24 protein-coding genes are annotated in these 21,454 nt (G+C 43.8%); 8 read left to right on the top strand and 16 right to left on the bottom strand.

What is annotated here, in order from left to right:
- Positions 1–7: 7 nt before the first annotated feature.
- Complete coding sequence (locus tag ACFSKO_RS05510; RefSeq protein ID WP_380249226.1) at positions 8–655, bottom strand: glutathione S-transferase family protein; 648 nt, start codon at positions 653–655, stop codon at positions 8–10.
- Between the two features lie 223 nt (positions 656–878).
- Between ACFSKO_RS05510 and ACFSKO_RS05505 the strand changes: the two genes are divergently transcribed.
- Both ACFSKO_RS05505 and ACFSKO_RS05500 read left to right on the top strand, forming a co-directional pair.
- Entirely contained in the window at positions 879–1,772 is an 894-nt protein-coding gene (locus tag ACFSKO_RS05505; RefSeq protein WP_380249224.1) for a LysR family transcriptional regulator ArgP, read from the top strand.
- Positions 1,773–1,822: 50 nt separating this feature from the next.
- Positions 1,823–2,632: a class I SAM-dependent methyltransferase gene (locus ACFSKO_RS05500; RefSeq protein ID WP_380249222.1), complete on the top strand. Its 810-nt coding sequence runs from the start codon at positions 1,823–1,825 to the stop codon at positions 2,630–2,632.
- A gap of 82 nt (positions 2,633–2,714) precedes the next feature.
- On the opposite strand, the gene rlmN is transcribed toward ACFSKO_RS05500, so the two are convergent.
- From rlmN to ACFSKO_RS05485, 3 genes are all read right to left on the bottom strand, one after another.
- The gene (rlmN, locus tag ACFSKO_RS05495) at positions 2,715–3,875 is read right to left on the bottom strand and encodes a dual-specificity RNA methyltransferase RlmN (protein ID WP_380249220.1); all 1,161 of its coding nucleotides are present in this window, start codon (positions 3,873–3,875) and stop codon (positions 2,715–2,717) included.
- Between the two features lie 187 nt (positions 3,876–4,062).
- Complete coding sequence (locus ACFSKO_RS05490) at positions 4,063–4,608, bottom strand: invasion associated locus B family protein (protein WP_380249218.1); 546 nt, start codon at positions 4,606–4,608, stop codon at positions 4,063–4,065.
- Positions 4,609–4,716: 108 nt separating this feature from the next.
- A complete protein-coding gene (locus ACFSKO_RS05485; RefSeq protein ID WP_380249216.1) occupies positions 4,717–5,265 on the bottom strand; it encodes an RNA methyltransferase in 549 nt (182 codons plus the stop codon).
- 150 nt (positions 5,266–5,415) lie between these two features.
- Between ACFSKO_RS05485 and ACFSKO_RS05480 the strand changes: the two genes are divergently transcribed.
- The 3 genes from ACFSKO_RS05480 (at position 5,416) to ACFSKO_RS05470 (ending at position 8,934) form a co-directional block, all read left to right on the top strand.
- Positions 5,416–6,468: an asparaginase gene (locus ACFSKO_RS05480; protein WP_380249215.1), complete on the top strand. Its 1,053-nt coding sequence runs from the start codon at positions 5,416–5,418 to the stop codon at positions 6,466–6,468.
- Positions 6,469–6,608: 140 nt separating this feature from the next.
- Positions 6,609–7,877, top strand: coding sequence for a class I SAM-dependent methyltransferase (locus tag ACFSKO_RS05475; RefSeq protein WP_380249214.1), 1,269 nt, complete (start codon positions 6,609–6,611; stop codon positions 7,875–7,877).
- A 100-nt stretch (positions 7,878–7,977) separates the two neighbouring features.
- Positions 7,978–8,934: a DMT family transporter gene (locus ACFSKO_RS05470; protein WP_380249212.1), complete on the top strand. Its 957-nt coding sequence runs from the start codon at positions 7,978–7,980 to the stop codon at positions 8,932–8,934.
- 5 nt (positions 8,935–8,939) lie between these two features.
- Here ACFSKO_RS05470 and ACFSKO_RS05465 read toward each other — a convergent pair whose 3' ends face one another.
- The 3 genes from ACFSKO_RS05465 to ACFSKO_RS05455 form a co-directional block, all read right to left on the bottom strand.
- Positions 8,940–9,659, bottom strand: coding sequence for a substrate-binding periplasmic protein (locus tag ACFSKO_RS05465; RefSeq protein ID WP_380249210.1), 720 nt, complete (start codon positions 9,657–9,659; stop codon positions 8,940–8,942).
- Between the two features lie 91 nt (positions 9,660–9,750).
- The gene (locus ACFSKO_RS05460) at positions 9,751–10,134 is read right to left on the bottom strand and encodes a YkvA family protein (RefSeq protein ID WP_380249208.1); all 384 of its coding nucleotides are present in this window, start codon (positions 10,132–10,134) and stop codon (positions 9,751–9,753) included.
- Positions 10,135–10,198: 64 nt separating this feature from the next.
- On the bottom strand, positions 10,199–10,510 hold the full coding sequence (locus ACFSKO_RS05455; protein ID WP_380249206.1) for a 4a-hydroxytetrahydrobiopterin dehydratase: 312 nt from the start codon (positions 10,508–10,510) through the stop codon (positions 10,199–10,201).
- Positions 10,511–10,674: 164 nt separating this feature from the next.
- Between ACFSKO_RS05455 and ACFSKO_RS05450 the strand changes: the two genes are divergently transcribed.
- Positions 10,675–11,100, top strand: a complete 426-nt coding sequence (locus tag ACFSKO_RS05450) for a metallopeptidase family protein (protein ID WP_380249204.1) — start codon at positions 10,675–10,677, stop codon at positions 11,098–11,100.
- A 27-nt stretch (positions 11,101–11,127) separates the two neighbouring features.
- On the opposite strand, the gene ACFSKO_RS05445 is transcribed toward ACFSKO_RS05450, so the two are convergent.
- From ACFSKO_RS05445 to ACFSKO_RS05410, 8 genes are all read right to left on the bottom strand, one after another.
- Positions 11,128–11,700: a uracil-DNA glycosylase family protein gene (locus ACFSKO_RS05445; protein WP_380249202.1), complete on the bottom strand. Its 573-nt coding sequence runs from the start codon at positions 11,698–11,700 to the stop codon at positions 11,128–11,130.
- Positions 11,701–11,835: 135 nt separating this feature from the next.
- Positions 11,836–12,300 (bottom strand): PAS domain-containing protein, encoded by a 465-nt coding sequence (locus ACFSKO_RS05440; RefSeq protein ID WP_380249200.1) that lies wholly within the window; start codon positions 12,298–12,300, stop codon positions 11,836–11,838.
- Positions 12,301–12,493: 193 nt separating this feature from the next.
- Complete coding sequence (locus tag ACFSKO_RS05435) at positions 12,494–13,549, bottom strand: dipeptidase (protein ID WP_380249198.1); 1,056 nt, start codon at positions 13,547–13,549, stop codon at positions 12,494–12,496.
- Between the two features lie 74 nt (positions 13,550–13,623).
- The gene (locus ACFSKO_RS05430; RefSeq protein WP_380249196.1) at positions 13,624–14,436 is read right to left on the bottom strand and encodes an ABC transporter ATP-binding protein; all 813 of its coding nucleotides are present in this window, start codon (positions 14,434–14,436) and stop codon (positions 13,624–13,626) included.
- Positions 14,423–15,283, bottom strand: a complete 861-nt coding sequence (locus tag ACFSKO_RS05425) for an ABC transporter ATP-binding protein (RefSeq protein WP_380249194.1) — start codon at positions 15,281–15,283, stop codon at positions 14,423–14,425. Before ACFSKO_RS05425 ends, ACFSKO_RS05430 begins: the two co-directional genes overlap by 14 nt.
- Positions 15,280–16,209: an ABC transporter permease gene (locus ACFSKO_RS05420; RefSeq protein WP_380249192.1), complete on the bottom strand. Its 930-nt coding sequence runs from the start codon at positions 16,207–16,209 to the stop codon at positions 15,280–15,282. Before ACFSKO_RS05420 ends, ACFSKO_RS05425 begins: the two co-directional genes overlap by 4 nt.
- A gap of 2 nt (positions 16,210–16,211) precedes the next feature.
- Positions 16,212–17,279, bottom strand: a complete 1,068-nt coding sequence (locus tag ACFSKO_RS05415) for an ABC transporter permease (RefSeq protein ID WP_380249190.1) — start codon at positions 17,277–17,279, stop codon at positions 16,212–16,214.
- 6 nt (positions 17,280–17,285) lie between these two features.
- Positions 17,286–18,887, bottom strand: a complete 1,602-nt coding sequence (locus ACFSKO_RS05410; RefSeq protein ID WP_380249188.1) for an ABC transporter substrate-binding protein — start codon at positions 18,885–18,887, stop codon at positions 17,286–17,288.
- 592 nt (positions 18,888–19,479) lie between these two features.
- Between ACFSKO_RS05410 and ACFSKO_RS05405 the strand changes: the two genes are divergently transcribed.
- The gene (locus ACFSKO_RS05405; protein WP_380249186.1) at positions 19,480–19,959 is read left to right on the top strand and encodes a low molecular weight protein-tyrosine-phosphatase; all 480 of its coding nucleotides are present in this window, start codon (positions 19,480–19,482) and stop codon (positions 19,957–19,959) included.
- The gene (locus ACFSKO_RS05400) at positions 19,952–20,920 is read left to right on the top strand and encodes a DMT family transporter (protein ID WP_380249184.1); all 969 of its coding nucleotides are present in this window, start codon (positions 19,952–19,954) and stop codon (positions 20,918–20,920) included. The genes ACFSKO_RS05405 and ACFSKO_RS05400 overlap by 8 nt, the downstream gene beginning before the upstream one ends.
- Here ACFSKO_RS05400 and thpR read toward each other — a convergent pair.
- On the bottom strand, positions 20,838–21,401 hold the full coding sequence (thpR, locus tag ACFSKO_RS05395; RefSeq protein ID WP_380249182.1) for an RNA 2',3'-cyclic phosphodiesterase: 564 nt from the start codon (positions 21,399–21,401) through the stop codon (positions 20,838–20,840). The two genes, ACFSKO_RS05400 and thpR, sit on opposite strands and share 83 nt — an antisense overlap.
- Positions 21,402–21,454: the final 53 nt, after the last annotated feature.

The raw sequence follows: 21,454 nt of genomic DNA, 5'->3' as shown, positions 1-21,454 counted from the left end.
TTGAATGTCACGCTTCGTCTTCCTCAACAATCCACGGTTCAGCCTTACCAGCTGTTTCCCATTCCTGCCACGCAGGGAGGTTAGTCATGACAAAAGAGTACCGAACAACGATTGGATCATCACTCAGCTTATATTTGGCAATGCGATTAACAACAGGGGCAAACATGGCATCAGCATTGGAGAATGCGCCAAAAAGAAATGGTCCGCCCGAAACCTCCAGACAATCCCGCCAAATATCAATAATGCGTTTAACATCTTTGTACACACCATCTGAAACAGAAATAGCCTCTTCTGCTCGGCGCATATTCATGGGACATTCCGACCTCAACGACATAAAACCACCGTGCATTTCATGCGCTATGCATCGTGCTAATGCACGATCCTTTATATCTTTGGGCCACAAATTGGCTTCTGGAAATTTTTCGGCCAAGTACTCAAGAATAGCCAGGGATTCCCATACAGATATCTCATCGTCCTGCAGAACAGGCACCTTTTTCGTTGGTGAGAACTCCCCGAAATGTTTGTGCCCTGTCTCTTCATTAAACTGCGAAAAAACTTCTTCAAACTCAATGCCTTTTACTTTCAATGCAATCCAAGGCCGAAAGGACCAAGATGAGTAATTTTTATTAGCAACAATAAGTCTTAAAGCGCACATACGATGGTTTCCTTTGGTATTTTGACAACACGAAGCGGGCTCTATTCCCCCTTACAAACGACAGTCACTATGGTTTATAGAATCAGGCCGCACTAGAGGTCATGGTGCAATTGGCAAAAACGCCATGAATTTTGTCAGTATCCTAATAAAATACCTTGTTCTAAGAAACGTCATCTGCTGTATATTTAATATAAACCTACAATAATTAGCAGTTCTAATAATCATGTTTGACTATCGACAGCTCGCCACCCTCGCCGCGATTCTCGAAGAAGGCAGCTTTGACAGAGCCGCTCAAAAATTATTTATTACCCAGTCGGCAGTATCACAGCGCCTACGCCAGCTTGAAGACAAACTAGGACAAACGCTGGTGGTACGAAGCACACCTCTCACAGCAACATCTGCGGGACAGCGTCTTCTCAAACACTACAAACAGGTCAGCTTATTAGAGAACGAGCTCGATGAGGATCTCCAAAATCAGGACGAAGGAGGTTATACGACTTTAACAGTTGGTTTGAACGCTGATTCAATTGGAACCTGGTTTTTGGATGCTGTTCGAGATTTTGTCTTTGAGAACAATATCCTTTTAGACCTTAAGGTCGATGATCAGGAACAAACCCACCATCTCTTGAGAACGGGTGAGGTTCTAGGCTGTATCAGCAGCAGTGCTTCAGCAGTACAAGGCTGCCGATGTATTCCCTTGGGACAAATGGTATATCGCCCCCTGGCCTCTCCTGATTTCATAACCCGCTATGCCCCAGAAGGTCTTTCAACCGAAAATGCTTCCAATATTCCCGTCGCAGTGTTCAATCGTAAAGATCCCTTGCAACACCGTTATCTCGAACAAAAATTTGACGTTACCAAATTCCCCCATCACTTAATCCCTACTTGTGATGGCTTTGTCTCTGCGCTGATCAAAGGGTTTGCTTACGGCTTGATTCCGGACCAACAAGGGCAAGAACATATAAAATCTGGAGCCCTAGCCTCAATTGACCCAACTTATCAAATTGCAATCCCGCTCTATTGGCATGTATGGAATCTGCAAACAGATCTCATGAAGGGTTTAACACGCTCATTGACCTCCGAAGCACGGCGGGTTCTCATCCCTATTTCCGCTTAGTCCTCAAATATTAGAGCCCGTATTAGTGAACTCTTGAATGATAGCTAGTTATGACAATAAAAAATCGTAAATTTTATACCGACGCCAATCGTGCATCGTGGGAAGAAGTTGCCCCTCGTCATAGGTCTTCAAACCAAGAAGAGCTCTTGAACGCCGTTCGCGCCTCAGACTTTAACGCCTTGCACAAAGAGTTTGTAGAAACTTTGAATCTTATTGATATCAAAAACAAAAACGTCGCCCAAATCTGCTGTAACAATGCCAAGGATTTACTTTCGGTTATTAAGCTCGGTGCACGCAGCGGAGTTGGCGTTGACGCATCTGCAGGCTTCATTGACCAAGGCAGAGAAATTATCAACGCTGCGGGGCATCAGGACGACATTAAACTCATCGTCAGCGACGTATATGACCTCCCCAAAGAGCTCGAAGGCCAGTTTGATATCGTCATGACAACAGTTGGTGTTATGAGCTGGATGCCCGATCTTCCAGCCTTTTTTCAAATCATCAACAGTTTGCTTAAACCCGGCGGCCATTACGTGGTCGAAGAGATGCACCCCGTTCTTCTGATGTATGAAGCAGGCGATAAAGGAGCTTCGCGCCCAATGTATTCATATTTCAAAGATGACCCTTGGAAAGATACAGACGGTTTGGATTACTTTGGGCATGTTGAATACGAATCAAAGCCGAGTTACAGCTTTCAACACAAAATGGACGATATCCTGATGGCTGGGATCAATCTTGGTATGCGCCTGAAACATATAAGAGAAATTGGTCACGACATTTCAAATTTTTGCATGGATTTGCAACATCAAGAAGCCAAACCTCCTCTTGGGATCAATTTAATATTCGAAAAACCTGCCTAATGAAAATTTTCAAATGAGAAAGGCCTGATATGCTCAGGCCTTTCTCATTATATACACCCGTTTTTGACTTCTTTTCTACGTGCTATTCTACCACACAAGGTTTTCTGGTTTTTCTTTTGCGCTCTGATTCTGATTTTAACTGGCCGCAAGCAGCAAGAATATCTTCGCCTCGCGTGGTTCGAACCGGCGCAGAAATACCATTTTCAAACAGGAAATTAGAAAACCGGCGAATCTGGTTATTTGAAGAGCATTCGAAAAATGATCCCGGCCATGGATTAAAGGGAATCAAATTGATTTTCGCTGGAATGCCTTTGAGAACTTGAAGCAGCTTTTTCGCATCTTCCATCGAATCGTTTACATCCTTAAGCATCACATACTCAAAAGTAATACGGCGGGAATTGCTAACGCCGGGGTACTCACGACAAGCATCCAGTAGTTCTTTTAGCGGATACTTATTATTGATCGGCATGATCTTGCCACGAGTTTCGTCATCCGTGGCATGCAAAGAAACAGCAAGGTTAACTCCGAGCTCTACGCCGCAACGACGAATCTCCGGAACAACACCCGATGTAGAAAGTGTGATACGACGTCGTGAGATTGAAAGGCCTTCACCATCCATAACGATGTTTAAAGCAGCACGAACATTCTCGTAGTTATAGAGCGGTTCCCCCATACCCATCATCACAATATTGGTTACGCGACGATTAAGACCTGAGCTCGGCCATTCATCCATCGAATCCCGCGCGAGAATAATTTGTGACACGATTTCATTTGGAGAAAGGTTTCGAACGAGCGGTTGAGTGCCCGTATGGCAAAACTTACACGTAAGCGTACAACCAACTTGCGACGACACACAAAGAGTTCCACGATCTTCTTCGGGAATAAAGACCGTTTCAACCTCGTTGCCATCAGGGAATCGCAACAACCATTTTCGGGTGCCATCAGTTGAGACTAAATCTTCCACGACTTCTGGGCGTCCAACGACGTATCCCGCTTCCAGCTTTGCCCGGAACGGTTTTCCAAGTGACGTCATTTCTTCAAATGAACTGGCTCCACGGTTATAAATCCATTGCCACAACTGTTTGGCACGGAATTTTGCCTCTCCCATACCAAGAACTTCAGCTTCAAGTTCTGGGCGTGAAAGACCAACAAGAATCTTGCGTCCATCCTCTGCAAGTGAAGATGGAGGAGCAAAAGCCTTTGCGTGTCCTCTGGACGAATTTTCTACAGGAGCCGTGGTCATTGCTTTTCAATCCTTCTGGCAGATCGATTCATCTGCACCTGAGGCTTAAATAAAGCGAGTCGCTTCAGGGTTCAAGCTGATTCGCCCTGCACTTGTTGCATAGCAGAGCCATTAAGCCAGTTAATCTGCCTGATCGTGCGATAGAATTTTCGTACGCAAGCCCAATCAAGCCAAGATAAATGGATAATTATTTTTTACCACAGGCTTGGTTAATGGAGCGATAAGCTGCAGAAAAACCACTTAAAGAATAAGTATCTTTGGTTTTGGTTCCTCTCGCAGAAACACCACTTACAACCAAATTAGATCCCTTGACCATCGAACTGATGACTTTTTTGTCAACATCAGGATTATAGGCCCATGCAGAATCACCTGTCGTGAAAAATTTATATTGGTTCTTACCAACACTCAGAGTCGCTTCACTGCCTTTTTTGTACGCATACCCGGTCTGAATATTAACTTCGTCCCAACGCTTCTCGCCCGTACGGTGTGATACGATCAGATAAATATCGCCACGCTTTTTATATTTTCCCACGGCCTTCTTCGGCACAGAAGTAATAAAGCAAACCTTGTGACCATTCTCGCTATAGCTATAGGAAGCCCAGTCCTTATGTTCACCAATGACTTCAATTTTTTGAGCCTGACTTGATGTCATACTCAAGAAAAAAGCACCAAAGGAGATGGTTACCATAAGGGCCATACGAATGGCTGAATTCATAAACAATACTTTGCTCATCATCTTCCCTGTTACACTTAAGCTCAACACGTCAATTCTAATATACTCTACGGGTAATCCGTAAAGTTGGTAATTCTAAGGCAGGATTTTTAAATTCGCCCTGAACCTTTAATCTTTTTTTGTTCTGATAATTTGCCCGCCCTGAACATGTTTGGGTAAAGCAATTGTCTCAGCACGCGGATTAACCGGTCTACCGGGAAACCTTCCCATAGAAATCAGACGATCATAAAGCACGATTGCGCCCGCAACACCAACATTGACACAGAACTTCATGGGAATTTTCACAATAAAGTCACAACGCTCCTGCATCTCAGGAGACAGACTGCCCTTTTCCGGACCAAGAATATAAGCCGCCTGCATCGGATGACGAAAACTAGGTAATTCGATAGACTCGTCTGTTAATTCAACGCCCACCAACTGAACACCTTTTGGCAGAACCATTTCCTCAACATTATCAAAATTATATAGCGGCAAAGTTTTAGCCGCGTCAGAAGTATCTGACTGCCTGACCTGTTTACTGTCATATTTGGGCGCAACAGTAAAAAAGAAACTCGCTCCAAAACTATGTGCAGAACGTAGTAAATTCCCCAGGTTCATGGGCTTACTGCCACCTTCGACACCCATGCCGAAAAATCCTCTCATCGTTCTCTCTGCCATAGTCTTATCCGGTTCTTTCTTTGGTCTGTTAATGTCTGATACTTTCCGCCTATAATGCCAGCGAAATAGAATCATTGGTTGAATTAGGCTTTCTCCCACCAGAGTTTACCTCTGAATAGAGCCTAGCGTCCTTAACAAAAGAGTTTTCTAGTGTCGGATCAAACAAAAAACAACACATCATCCTCATTTGGGGAACAAATAAGCCCTGTAATGGTCGAAGTTACCCGTGGAAACATGGTCGAAAGTATCCATCGTGCGACTTATGTCGTCGTGGATGCAGCTGGTAAGGTCGTCCTTTCTGGTGGTGAATACGAAAGAATGACCTATGGCCGTTCCGCAATCAAGTGTATGCAAGCCTTGCCACTTATTGAATCTGGCGCCGCAGATGATTTTAATCTGACAGATGCCGAAATCTCTATTGCCTGTGCAAGTCACGATGGTCAGGCGCTACATGTAAAAACGGTTCAGGCATGGCTTGATAAAGTAGGCTTCATTCCTGATGATCTCGAATGTGGATCACATCTGCCTTACCACATCCCCTCTATGGTTGAGTTGCTCAAAAGCGGTGGCAGCGAATCAACGCTTCATAACAACTGTTCAGGTAAACACGCCGGATTTTTAACCGTGTGTAAACAAATGGGCGTCGACCATAAAGGTTACGTAAACTACGAACACCCCCTACAGCAACGTATCCTTGGTACGATGGAAAGTATGTGCGGTCTTGATCTTGGCAGCGCACCAAGAGGTGTTGATGGCTGTGGAATTCCTGTCATTGGCGCCCCTCTCGCTAACATTGCATTGGCTATGGCACGATTTGCGGACCCTTCTGATCAACCCGAAGCTCGGCAAGATGCCTGTGCGCGTATTATGAAAGCAATCGCAGCTGAGCCCTTTATGATTGCAGGGTCTGATCGCTTTTGTACGAAGATAGTTGAAGCCACGAAAGGCCGCGCCCTTATCAAAACAGGTGCAGAAGGTGTTTATACGGGCATTATCCCTGAGCTTGGCTTAGGCATCGCGCTCAAAGCAGATGACGGCGTTACCCGATCTGCGGAAACAGTCATTGGTATGATCCTTAAACACTTAAAGATCATCGATGATGAAACAGCTCTGGCGCTTAAGGACATCCTTGAACCACCTTTGTTTAATAGAGCAGGTATTCAGGTTGGCCAAACCCGTGCAGCACAAAATTCACCCTTTTAAGTCCTACGGATGAAGACACTCCCAGTTATGCGCATATCTATATATTTTTTCCTATAGGTTATTATTTGTGTAACGGGGAGCACAGTAGTTAAAGCCCCTACTGATCACGGTCATATCAACCCTAGGTCGGAGTAATCGGATTGACCATCCAAAATCAGCCTGAAGTTCAAGATCAATACGAAGCCTATCCCTATCCCTCACGCGATCCCAGGGATGAGAAAAAGCGCCTTATTACGGGTTCCCCAAGCAATCTCGCAGAACTCAATCACTACCTTTTTTCAGGCAATCGAGATTTCAGCCAGCCGTTTCGCGCTCTTGTCGCAGGGGGTGGCACAGGTGATGCCACAATTATGTTGGCACAACAGCTCGCAGATGCTTCCCCCGACGGTAAAGGTCACGAAGGTCAGGTGACCTACCTAGATTTATCCTCAGCCTCTCGAAAAATAGCTGAAGCCCGCGCTAAGGAGCGGGGCCTCACCAATATTACCTTTATGAACGGTTCCCTGTTAGATCTTCCTGGATTTGGCCTTGAGGCATTTGATTACATTGATTGTTGCGGCGTTCTCCATCACTTGAACGAACCCAAAGATGGCCTCAAAGCCTTGACCTCTGTCCTCAAAGAAGAAGGTGGTATGGGGTTGATGGTTTATGGAAAATATGGTCGTGAGGGAGTGTACGAAATGCAGTCTCTGCTCCGCGATTTAGGTAAAAATTGCACGACGTTGTCCGAACAGATAACACTCACCCGCCGCTTACTCGAAAAAATCCCTGCCAGTAACAGCTTTCACCGTAATCCCTTTGTTATCGACCATAAGGCCAGCGATGCTGAACTGGTTGATTTGTTGTTGCACAGCTGCGATCGCGCCTACACAGTACCCGAAGTCATCGAGCTGGTCAGTTCAGCAAGCTTGAACATAGCAAGTTTTATCGAGCCTATTCGCTATCAACTCGAAACATATCTCAAAGATCCGAAACTACAACAATCCTCCGTTGGACTAAGCAGAATGGAGAAAGCAGCTGTTGCCGAAAAACTTGCCAGTAACATGAAGCTGCATATGTTTTATGTAACACGCAAAAAAAATACCATTGCGGATCTTTCCACAACGGACCGATCTAAAATGGAAACTCTTATCCCAATCTTTCGCGACATGTCTGCGCAACAACTCTCCAACAACCTAAAAAAAACGACAACCCTGAAATCAAATTTGGATGGCGTTCCTCTCAATTTGCCACTCCCTCGCCTCGCTTCTGCAATCGCTCTACGCTGTGATGGTCGCAAAAATCTATCCAATATCTATGCCGAATTGAGAGAGTTGGACCAGCGTCTTGAATGGAGCATTTTTGCTCAACAATTTGAGATATTCTTCAAAACATTTAACAACCTCAACCACCTCTTTCTTCGCAGGTAATAACAAAGCCGATTTTCTCCAAAGTCAGATCTTATAGCATGACAATAATCTGAGACTAAAGTAGGGTTAAATTCCTTCAGCCGATCGGCCCTCATACCTTATGCCTGTTTCCAGTACGACTGCTTTTAAAAATATCCCTGTGCCAATTCAGGGCGCATTACTGGTTGTCATCGCCACCTTTGGCTTTTCGGTAATGAATTTGTTTGTTCGTATTGCCAGCGAAGAGCTCCCCCTTTTTCAGGTTACTTTTTTTAGAAACTTTTTTGCCTTTGCATTCATGTTTCCCTGGCTGTTAAAGGTTGGTTTTTCTGGTATAAAAACCGACCGATTGAAGTTACATTTCATCAGATCCGCAGTCGGCATTTCGGCCATGCTGATCTGGTTTGCATCCGTTAGCTGGCTCCCCATGGCACAGGCTGTGGCCCTGAACTTTACAGTACCTTTATTTGCAACAATTGGTGCGGCACTCATCCTAAAAGAGGACGTAAAGCTGCGTCGTTGGGGCGCAACGACAATGGGTTTTGTCGGTGTCCTTGTCATCATACGCCCAGGAGTCGGTGAGTTTAGCCTCCTGATGCTCTTGCCAATACTTGCAGCTCTTTTAATGGCAGGTTCCGTTATGGTGGTGAAAACCCTTACAAAAACCGAGAGCGCAAGCGTTACTGTTTTTTATACAACTCTCTTCATGACGCTGATTTCTTTCGGTCCTGCGGTAATGGTTTGGCAGTGGCCTAGTGCAGATGTTTGGGCTGCGGTCATTGGACTCGGAATAATCGGAGCTATTAGTAATCTCTTGATCACGAAGGCTTTGGCAATAGCTGATGCTTCCGCTGTTATGCCCTTTGACTACGCACGATTGCCCTTTATGGCTTTGATGGCCTTTATGGTGTTTGGAGAGGTTCCCGATTTTTGGACATGGGTTGGTGGAATAATAATCGCAGGTTCAGCAATCTATATCGCTCATCGAGAAGCTAAGATACGCAAACGTGCAGATGAAAAAAAATCTACCCGAGATACAATCAAAGCCGCAAGTGACGCGCCACAAGGCACGCCTTAATTAGCTCAGCTTGGATTGTTTATATTGGTCTTTTTTTTGTACTTCTCAAGAGCATTTCGCCACTTCTCAACAGTCTCAAGTGACGTACTCTTTGAAAAAGCAAGATACATATCATACTCACCAATTACCGCGATTTCGCTAACGGCACTCATTAAAACACCTTCTTCTTTTGCCATATAAGCCATAAAGACATCAGAGGTTTCTAAAATATCATATCGTCCTTTTAATAAGAGAAACAAAGACTTACTGACATTTAAAATTGGATTTAAATTTTGGAACTTTAACGTTGTTAACAACTCTTCGCCCGCACCCCCCAATTGAATAGCAACACTGCCAACTTTTCGAGCCTGTATGAGATTTTCTTCCCTATCTCCTGAATAAAGGTGCTTGTTTTCACTTTTAGTATACAGCCCGACCCTTACCGCATAAAGAGGCCCGACCCATTGAAAATCCGGTTCCCTTTTCGGTGTTCTCACAATAGAGAAAATACCCGTGTTCTTTTTTTCAGAAGCATATTTATAAGCTCGAACCCAAGGAAGCACAGTCATTTTCGGGTCTTCGCCGACATCTTTTGCTAAGGCACGAACGATTTCAGGACCAATGCCAACGAGTTCCCCATTTGTTATATAATTATAAGGGGGGAAATCTTCAGTATAAAGCTCAACGGCTTCTACTTTTACACCCATAAAAAACAAGAGCGCCAAGATACAAAATAGCTGTTTCATCATCACATTCATCCTCTGAGCCCCCTCAGATGTCAAACATAATAGAATAAAAGGATTAGAGATTACCTAAGATTTTTTGACAAAACGAAACTTAATCAAGATCTTTGAGCAAATCACCAGCCTTTTGCCTATGCTCTTCCTTTACGTGCGCATTGACTGAAGTAATAGCTGAAACAAGCACCGAAATATCATCTGTATAGCCAAGTCCTACCAAAAAATCCGGTATTAGATCGGCGGGAACCACAAAATATGCAAGAGCAGCCATAAGGATGGCCTTCACCCTTATAGGTGTATTTGTATCCATGGCGCAGAAATAAGCCGCGAGCAATTTTTCTGAAAAACTAATTTTCGCGGCAACTCTTTTAAGCTTTTGTAAAAATTTCTGCTTAACGAGCTTCTCATCATCTTCGAGCAGCACATCTTCAGGTTTATTTGGATCAGGTTTTCGTAATTGAATAAATCGCATATTAAACATATGGGGTATCACCGTCACATTAAAAAGGCTCTGTCCCATACAAATTCTTCTGGTTGAAGTTACACTATACTTTTGACGCAAAAAGATTCATTTTTTTGGCCAACTCAACATCCAGTACAGACAATCCGTCGCAATCATGTGTCGTCAAGACGATATCAACCTTGTTATAAACATTAAACCATTCAGGGTGATGCCCCATTTTTTCAGCTACCAATGCAACCCTGTTCATAAAGCCCCACGCCTGATTAAAACTCTTGAACATAAAAATTTTGCGAATAGCATCTCTATCTGACTCCATCGTCCACCCTTCAAGCGATGAAAACAGGTTCTTACGTTCGTCTGAGGTCAATTTTTCTGGTACCTGTCGACTGGTCATATTCATACTTCCTGTGATAACGAAATTTGTCCTTTTGTTAACAATAGCATAGAATAATTATCTGTAAGAGTGAACGATTTTTAAAATGTAGCGACAGTGTTAAACATTGACAGTGCCTCTGATTCTATGCCTATTGCCGTCCTTAGCATTTTGGATATAAGAAAATGGGCCAACTTCACAACGTAGAGCGTTTTACCACTCCCCCAGAGATCAGTGATATTGAATCTCTGGCACGTGAATCCTACGCCCATATGCCTGATGAGCTTCGGGATGTTGCGAGCCAAATCAAAATTGAAGTTCAGGAGTTTCCATCAGAATACATGATGGAAGCAATGGATTGTGAAACCCCTTTTGAAATGCTTGGCTTATATCAGGGCGTCGATCGCAAAAGCCCTACAGATAGAGATCTAAGTGAAGAAAAAGATACCGTATTTCTTTTCCGTCGTCCGATTCTCGATTTTTGGTGTGAAAACGGCGAGGACTTAAGTCAGGTCGTTAATCATGTCCTACTCCAGGAAATCGGCCACTACTTTGGCATCAGCGACGATGACATGGAACAAATGGAAAGCCGCACCCTAAGCCTTTCCTAGGTTTCTTTAGAAATTCTGACTAAGATTCTACAACGACTCCCGAACGCGCATGCGTAAGACAGGCAAAACCTCCTCTTCAAACCAGGGATGTTTTTTTAACCATGTCGCAGAACGCCAACTCGGGTGAGGTGTAACAAAATAATCTGGAAGATATTCCTGCCAGCAACGCACTGTTTCAGTAAGCGTTTTCTTTTTCAGTTTACCCAAATAATAGCGTTGTGCATATTGCCCGACTAACAATATAATTTGAATATTTGGCATCTGTTGTTTGAGTTTTTCATGCCAGAGCGGCGCGCATTCTGGTCTCGGCGGTGCATCACCACCTTTCTCTATCCGGCCAGGGTAACAAAAGCCCATCGGCATAATTGCAATTCGGCTTTCATCATAAAAGGTATTTGGATCAACACCCAACCATTCTCTAAGACGGTTCCCAGATGGATCGTTCCAAGGTATTCCGGTTTCATGAACCTTCGTACCTGGCGCTTGACCAATAATCAGAATTTTTGCAGTTTTAGACGCTCTGACAACAGGCCGCGGACCAAGAGGAAGATCAACTTCACAAACCCGACAAGCGCGTATTTTTATGAGTAAATCGTCCATCGTCCTTGTCTACCCTATCCAAAAAAACCTTACGGAGCTTCTGAGTAATTTATGAACGATGGAAATAGAAGATACAATTCAAGGGATTGTGAAGCTTGTGACGAAATCTAGAGTTTTGACTATAATAAGACCTTATTATCTATAAGCATAGGCGCCCATCAGGAAATCAACCACTTCACCATCCGAGGCCAATGGGACGACAATCGACTGAAAACAAACATGAGGTCGTCCGATAGAAGCCATTGATCCCTCAATTTCATAAACTGGTTCTTTGTTGTCCACTGCCTGCTTAAGGGTTGTAGATGCTGTAACAACAACCTCATCTCTTTCCAACTTACTCCATAACTCACCCTGTAACGGAGCTGACACGACCTCCCGGAGCTCATTCCCGCAGATCCTGACTTTGAAATCTTTGCCACCCTCAATAACCTCAAACAATATGATAAAGTTTAGAAGGCCGCGAAGTTCGACTGGGTCCATAGTGTCTTTATGGGGAAGCTTCTCGCCTTGACACTTTCCTTCCCAATAGGTCAGAAAACCCTGAAGAGGCTGATTTAAGAGAAGAGGTTCACTCTTCTCTCTGATAACTGCTTCTGACACCAATATTTCCCTTAAGGTTACGACTAAATTTTAACTACCTAAAAAATTGATTTATAAAAATATAAATCTACTATTTAGGTAATAAATAATGCCGATTGATGCTATAAGAAGCAAGCTTAATAATTGATAAATATAGATTAATTAGAGTTTCGTTACGAAACCAAAACGAAAGGTTATACTTAAGATTGCCATCTCAAATACCAGTACGCTCAAGAACACTTAACCAGTTTTCGCTGGCAATTTTTCGAATTAGTTGATTCCCGAACCCAGCAGAACGAAAACTCTCCATAAGCTTAGGCAGTCCTGCAACATCCTTAAGATCTGAAGGCACCAAGCACCCATCGTAATCCGACCCAAGTGCCACGCCATCCTCACCAAGCTTTTCCACAAGATAAGCTGTATGTCTCACCAGAACCTCAAGAGATGTATCCACATTATGGGCGCCATCTTCACGTAAGAAAGCAACGTGATAATTTATCCCGGCAAGACCTTTGCTTTCTCGTATCGCATCAAGCTGTTTATCTGTTAAATTACGTGCAGAAGGGCACAGAGCATGCGCATTAGAATGCGAAGCAACCAAAGGCTTTGTCGATATTTTTGCCACATCCCAGAAACCTTTTTCAGTGATGTGCGATAGATCGATCATTACGCCCATGCCGTTACAGTTTCTTATCAGTTCACAGCCCGTATCTGTTAGCCCTGTACCAGTATCAGGCGAACTAGGAAACGCCATAGGAACACCATCAGCAAATATATTTTTACGACTCCAAACTGGCCCTATGGATCTCAACCCGGCTGCATAGAGCACTTCTAAGGCATCAAAATTAGCATCAATTGCCTCTGCACCTTCTATATGCATGATCATAACCAGTTTACCCGCCGTCATTGCCGTCCGAGCTTCGGAAATTGACCGAGCAATAACGATCTCCCCCTTACTTTCTCTTTCCAAGCGCTGGGCCTTTGCAAACATGCTATTCGTAAAAATCAAAGCACCAGGCTGATCTATTGGAGCAAAGTTAGCAGGGTCATTAGGATCAAAAGGTACACCAGAAGTATCGTCATATTTCGATGGCGTAAACATGGCAAAAAGACCGCCAGTAAATCCACCTCTACGTGCACGCGGCAAATCAATGTGGCCTGTTTTATTTTCCTCAAAAAAAGATACTTGTTTTGAGGTACCTTCGTTCATGACGTGCCGCAGAAGTGTATCGTTGTGACCATCAAAAACCGGAATAAGTGTTTCCGTCATTTTCATTCCTGTTTGTTCTAATTTTTAAGTAAAACTTTATACCAAAAGGCTATTTTTTATGTTTGGCGTTAGTTTTACAGCTCCGGACGATAACCTTCACTGGCTTCGAGCAACTCACGTGTATATTCATGCTTTGGTGTTGAATGTCTCATAGTTTCCACATCCATAACCTCGACGATTTTACCATGGCTCATCACTGCGATCTCATCGCACATATGTGCAACAACAGCTAAATCATGAGTTACAAGAATATAGGTCAACTTACGGTTTTTACGAATATCCGAAAGTAGATTGAGTATCTCCGCCTGCACGGATACGTCCAATGCCGACGTTGGCTCATCCAACAAAAGAATAACTGGCTCCAACATTAAAGCACGCGCAATAGCAACCCTTTGACGTTGCCCACCTGACAACTGGTGTGGGTAACGAAACCGAAAAGAAGTTCCCAGCCCAACATCTATAAGCGCCTGATTTACCCGGTCATCAATGTTGTCAAATTTATGAAGACGTAACGGTTCGGACAAAGTCCGATCAATACTATGACGCGGATGCAAAGAAGCATAAGGATCCTGAAAAACCATCTGGATCGTACGACAATATGACATCTCACGTTTTTTGTTGATGTGCTCGCCATCAACATCAATGACGCCATCCCAGTCAGTCACGAGACCGCTGATCGCGCGAAGGACTGTGGATTTACCTGACCCGGATTCTCCGACAAGGCCGAATGACCCACCCTCTGCCACAGAAATAGAGACGTCCTTTACCGCTTGAAAACGGTCATGTCCTTCCCCAAAATAGACATTCAAACTATCTATCTGGAGTGCAATTTTTGCCTTACCCACGTTATTATGATTGGGTTCGATCGTTTTATCACGTGTGGGCATCGACACTGGGATCCTCTATCCACTTGGGGTCACGCTCAAGAACGGACAGTTGGTCTTTTGGTTTATGAATATCAGGTAATGCATTAAGCAAACCACGGGTATAGGGATGTTGAGCATTCTGCAATTCATCCGCTCGGCAAGTTTCAACTATTCTACCGCCATACATGATAATCACGCGATCACAGAACGACGCAACCAGGTTCAAATCATGACTGATAAAGATCAAGCCCATACCGCGTTCTTTGACAAGCTTATCCATGATTTGGAGTACCCGCATTTGCACGGTTACATCCAACGCAGAAGTCGGCTCATCAGCGATCAAAAGATCCGGCTCAGGAATAAGCATCATGGCAATCATGATACGTTGTCCCATCCCTCCAGAAACTTCATGGGGATAACTATCATAAACCCGCTCGGCATTACGTATTTGAACTGCGTTGAGCATATCGATCGCACGTTCTTTTGCTTCGGCACGAGATGCATTGGTATGCACACGGTATGCTTCTGCGATTTGATCACCAACCTTCATAACCGGATTGAGTGAAAATTTCGGGTCCTGCATAACCAAGGATATTTTATGTCCTCGGATACTCCGCATTTCCTTTTCGCTAAGTGCCTGTAAATCCTGGCCGTCAAAAATGATTTTTTTGGCTTCAACTTCTCCTGGAGATTTAATCAAACGTAGGATTGCTCTCCCCGTCATAGATTTTCCGGAACCGGATTCTCCAACAATACCGATACGTTCACGTCCGACAGAAAAAGAAATCCCACGAACCGCCTCGACGACACGCTTCTTGGACGGGAAACGAACCCAAAGATCTTCAACTTCTAAAAGCGGCTTGCTCATGAATCTGCTTTCTTTGGATCGAGAATATCGCGCAACCCATCTCCAAGTAAATTAAACCCCAGAGAAACAATAAAAATTGCCAATCCCGGCATTGTTGCAATCCACCAGTGATCATAAATAAAGGTTCGACCAGCTGAAATCATTGCACCCCACTCGGGACTAGGCGGTTGAGCACCCAAACCAAGGAAACCTAAGCCGGCTGCCGTCAGAATAATACCCGCCATATCCAAGGTTACCCGAACGATTAATGACGACATACACATTGGCCAGATATGGCCAATAATGATCCTTATTCTCCCTGCACCCTGCAACTGGATTGCAGCGATATAATCACTATGGCGTATCGTCAGAGTTTCAGCGCGGGCAATACGCGCATAAGGCGGCCAAGCAGTAAGCGATATCGCCAAGACGGCATTTTCAATACCCGCGCCAAGAGCTGAAACAAAAGCCAACGCTAGAACCAAACGTGGAAAGGCCAAAAATATATCTGTGATCCGCATCAAAACGGTATCAACCCATCCGCCGAGATAACCAGATACTGTGCCGACCAACAGACCAAACACAGGTGCCGTAAATGCAACCAAAGCCACGATAAACAATGTTATCCGCGAGCCATAGACGACCCTGCTCCAAATATCTCGCCCACTATCGTCGGTACCAAAAATATGACCGTCAGTTTGAGGGGGTAAAAGGGTTGCTTTTAAATCCTGTATTGAAGGGTCGTGGGTCGCTAATAATGGAGCAAATATCGCAACCAAAATTAACACAACAATGATTAAAAACCCTACAAAAGCGAGTTTGTTGGCACAGAGAGATTGCCATCCGGCATAAAGCTGAACCATTTGCGCATGAAAACGTGATTCTGGGGCATCGCTTGTCAGCCACGCCCGAACCCCTTGTTTTAGGGCAGGTGTATCAGAATTCATTGTCATTTCGCCCTCGGGTCTACGACTTTATAGAGAAAATCAGATAATAGATTGAGCCCGACAAAAATCATTCCAACAACAACTGTTCCTCCAATAACAGCATTCATATCAGCAGAAAGAAGCGCAGTCGTAAGGTAGGACCCTAAACCTGGCCAAGCAAAAATGATTTCAGTTAAAACAGATCCCTCAAGCAGGTTTGCGTAAGAAAGTGCAATAACCGTTATTAAGGGGATCATAACGTTACCCAAGGCGTGTCGCCAAACAACAGCATGTTCGGAAAGACCTTTGACTCTCGCGGTTGTGATATATTCCTGAGATAACTGCTCTAGCATGAATGACCGCGTCATACGGCTGATATATGCGAGTGAATAATATCCTAAAATAGAAGCTGGCAAAATTATATGGGAAAGTGCATTCCAAAAAATATCGATATCACCTTCGATAAGGCTATCGATTAACATTAGCCCTGTGACGACAGGAATAACGTCTTCGTAATAAATATCTAAACGACCTGGTCCACCAACCCAGCCGAGAATACCATAAAAGATAATCAGACCGACCAAACCAATCCAAAAAATAGGCATTGAATAGCCAAAAAGTCCGACAAATCGGACAACTTGATCTTGCCATTTCCCTTCGTTAACTGCGGCAACCACTCCCATTGGCACACCAAAGGCAACACCGAATATTGTTCCGAGCGAGGCGAGTTCCAGCGTTGCAGGAAATACCCGTAGAATATCTTCAGTTACGGGCCGAGCAGTCAAGTTGGACATCCCGAAGTCACCTTGAGCAATTTGATGCATGAAAATGCCAAACTGAACAAGTAAAGGTTTATCCAAACCAAGAGATATGTAGGCAGCGTCGTAAATTTCCTGCGAGGCACGTTCTCCAACGATTGCCAAAACAGGATCAACCGGCATAACACGACCGATAATAAAGGTAACAAACAACAAACCCACTAAAGTAAGCAACACGGAGAAAAGAACCGTGATCAAACTTTTCAGACGCTTTAGAAGCGGCGCGGTTCCCCCGCGCCGCTTCGGCGTCGCTGTATCAACAGCATTACTCATCAAATACTACTTTGTAACTGTCCAATAGAAGACCTGAGTAACAGCAGAACCTGTATAGAAGCCCTTAACATTGGCGCGTCTACCTGTTTGCTCATTTTTTTGGAACATTTCCACAAACGGAGAATTAAACTGATGATCTCTCTGCATATCAACATACATCTGAGCACGTTTTACTTTGTCCGTTTCTTGAGAAGCCGCTTTTGTCAAAGCAGTCAATTCAGGAATATCCCAAGCATTACGCCAAGCTAATTTACCAGCATGTTCGCCATTATTATCAGGGTTAGAGGCAAAAGTATCTGCATTTGTATGCGGATCTGGATAATCTGGCCCCCAAGCACCAACATAGATCTGGAAGTCACGCGCACGATATTTACCCAGAATTTGCTTACCAGTTCCTTGTGTCAGGCTGATATTTATCCCTGCCTGCTTAAAGGTATTTTGAAGCGATTGGGCAATCTGAATACGTTCTTGCGCATTACGCACAATGATTTCCGCATCAAAGCCGTCAGCATACCCAGCTTCTGCAAGCAGGGATTTTGCCTTGGCAACATTTAGACTGAACGGTTTGTCTTTCAACTCACCCATATAAGTCAGAGGCAAGAAGGCCTGATGAACAACGTACTGCCCCTTAAGGAAAGAATTCACCATTCCATCATAATCGATGAGATACCGAAGAGCCTCACGAACTTTCGGTTTCGAAAGAATGGGATCTTTCTGATTCATGGAGATATACATGATACGACCACGAAGATCGTTATCAACGGCAAGATCAGCGTTGCTCGAAATACCTTCGACATCTGTAGGTGTCAGATTACGGGCAACATCGATATCTCCCTTTTCAAGGAGAAGACGTTGGTTCGCAGATTCATCAATGTGACGTACAATAACACTTTTCATAGCTGGTTTATGCAGCCAGTAATCAGAATTAACCTTCAAGCGATAAGATTCACTTGGTTTCCAGCTAACAAGTGAGTAAGCACCGGAACCCGCAGAATTTGTCTGCAGCCATTTATTGCCCCAGTCGCCATCAACTTCGTGAGACTTTACAACCTTTGCATCAACAATAGAAGAAACCACTGCTGCAAAACAGTTCAAAACAAACGATGGCGCATATTTCTCATCGGTTTTAACGACTAGAGTATAGTCATCTGTTGCTTTGATAGTTGCTTCAAGATTATCAGCATTAAAACCAAATTGAGTGAGAATGAAAGAGGGTGTCTTTTTCATAGCTACAGCACGACGGAGAGAGAACTCTGCATCGTGGGCTGTTATTGGGTTACCGGAATGGAACTTCCGACCCTTAGCAATTTTAAACGTAAACGTTTTCCCGTCATCACTAATGGTCCAGCTTTCAGCCAAACCAGCAACGTAGCCTTTAGACAGGTCATTTGGATCAAAACTTACCAGCTTGTCATAAACGTTATTCGCATAGTCTGACCCGGCAAATTCAAACAAATCTTGTGGATCAAGCGATGTAATATCGTCAATTCTGTTGGCAACGACGAGAACATTATCTGGTGTTCCAGCATACGTAACAGACGTAGACAATGCGGTAGCGGAGACGGCCGTGGCAAAGACCAGGCCTTTTAATAAATTTTTTATTTTCACTTTGGACTCCCTGTATTAGATGCGGCGCTTTTTTAGGAGAACCTGAATCTGATTCTCAACGAGTGTTTATGCGTCGCTAAATTAGCGTTGCCGTTCTCAGGGAATTTGTCAACTTACAGAAGCCAGAACAAAGCTCCGTAATTAAAGGTTATTACTCAATTTTTGCTCTAAGTATTCAACCTATGAACGAAAATATGTAACAATACTATTTTTTAATTTGCACGTTTAACAAGATCTACATGTCATCTAGGTCCTTACTAATATTGACAAAATCATAAATTTTATAATTATTATAAAAATACGCGCATGGGCTGTCATCAGACCTCTTTCATCGTTTCAATCAAGTCAGCGTTCATTAAAATTTAAGATCCGAAAATAATTTATGACTCTCGATCCCTCACCTTATTCCCTTACGTGCAAGCTTCGTCATAAAAAAAGAGACATAAATCAAAATCTCTAAAGAAAAATTGTATACAATCATTTCTAGACAGCTTAACTGTCTTAGTCTTTAAATATACAAATCAAACGCATATACGAATAGGGTCTTCAACCAAAACCTCACAAATCACGCTTTATTTCAGGAATACAAGAGATGACGAAATACAAAGTTCTCTTTGTATGCACCGGGAACATTTGCCGTTCACCAAGTGCCAATGGAATTCTCCGCCATAAATTGGCCGAGGAAAGTCTTAGTCATCTCATCGAAACGGATTCAGTGGGCACTCACAGTTATCACATTGGCGAAGCGCCGACGTCTCAGGGACTTAAACTCGCATCACAAAGAGGTTATGACTATTCTGACCTGAGAGCGCGACAATTAAAACAGCACGATTTTCATGACTTTGACCTCATTCTTGCTATGGATTGTGGACATATGAATATACTGCAAAGTAAATGCCCCCCAGAGCATTTACCTAAACTATTCATGTTTTTAGATTTTTGTGATGAAGCGAATAAGGAAGTCAATGATCCATATTACGGCGGGCCATCTGATTATGAAACCATGTTGGATGTCATTGAAATTGGCGTTACAGGCTTAATTTCACACCTCAGTCAGAAATTTCATGAATAAGCCCCCAAATACAGGGAATACCCCCTCTGATAATAATCAGGATCGCATACTCCTTGGCATATTCCTTGCCATTGCCATGGTGTTTTGCACATCGGTTATGGACGGCATCGCTAAATGGCTCACGGCCTCCTATAGTATCGTAAGTATAATCCTAATCAGGAACACTTTTAGTCTGCCAATTGCTTTTATTCTGATGATAAAAACGGGTGGCCTAAAAAATATGAAATCGGATCGGCCTTGGTTGCTGGCCGCGAGGTCTTCTCTCATTATTTTTGCGGCAGGGTCTTTCTATGCCGCTCTTCCTTTTATGCCCTTGGCCGAGGCCTTTGCAATTGCTTTTGTTGCCCCCCTTTTCACTACCGTTTTATCAATTATTTTTTTAAATGAAAAAGTAGGACCTCATCGTTGGGCTGTCCTAGGCACTGGTTTTATCGGTGTGTTGATCGTCCTTCAACCTGGTACAGACAGTTTTCAACCGGCCGCAATTTTCCCAGTAGCAGCAGCTTTTTTTTATGCCGTCCTCATGATTATGACCCGACAGCTCAGGCACCACAGCACCTCTTCTGGCATGACTCTTTGGGGGACTATCGCGACGGTCTGTTTGGCATCAATTTCTCTCGTTCTACCTTGGGAACCTTTCGCTTGGACATTACCGAGCGGCAACGATCTTCTGCTTCTTGTTGGCATGGCGGGGGTTGCAACAACCGCACATTTTCTTACTGGTCAGGCTTATAGATATGCTCCCGCTGCAGTCATAGCCCCCTTTGACTATACAATGCTATTATGGGGTATGATATTTGGCTGGGTGTTCTGGCAGGAAATACCCGAAATTCATGTGCTGGCGGGCGCAGCTGTAATTATCTCCAGTGGCCTTTATCTTATATATCGAGAGTCTCAGGCCAAGAATAAAACGGTTCAGGATAATCCGCTTCTAAAAAGTAACACGCCCCCGACGGCGTAAGCTGACTAGAATAAAGTCCAAAACTTTCGACCACAAAAGGGGGATGAGAAAAAAGATTGTTCTCCTTCAAATAATTCCCAAAAGCAAATCCAGGATCATTTTTAAAACGACAAAGGGTTACGTGTGGGGTAAATTTTTCACGATCCAGTCGAATACCAATGGATTGGGCTGCATGTTCAACTTTACGCCTTAAATCTGCTATCTCAGGTGTTTTTTCGACCCCAACCCAGAGCATCCGCGGTCGGCTTTCTCTACCAAAAAAACCAACCCCACTTAAACGGATCTCAAAAGGGTTAAAGTGTAACCGACTGAAAACATCATCCAAGTCACGTGCTTGTCCACCATCAATATCGCCAAAAAAACGGAGCGTTAGGTGAAAGTTTTCAGGAGCCACCCACCGTTGGCCAGGTAATCCCTGGCAAAGTCCCAGAAGACGTAATCGAACTTCTTCAGGTAGAGCAATTGCCGAAAATAACCGCATGGGTGCCTCCTGTATATAAACTTAACGCGAAGCCTTTATTTCAACTGATGATC

It is taken from the genome of Kiloniella antarctica (assembly GCF_042682825.1).
GTDB classification, from domain to species: Bacteria; Pseudomonadota; Alphaproteobacteria; order Kiloniellales; family Kiloniellaceae; genus Kiloniella; species Kiloniella antarctica.
The sequence above is the reverse complement of the archived record's forward strand: the minus strand, read 5'-3'. Positions and strand labels throughout refer to the sequence as shown.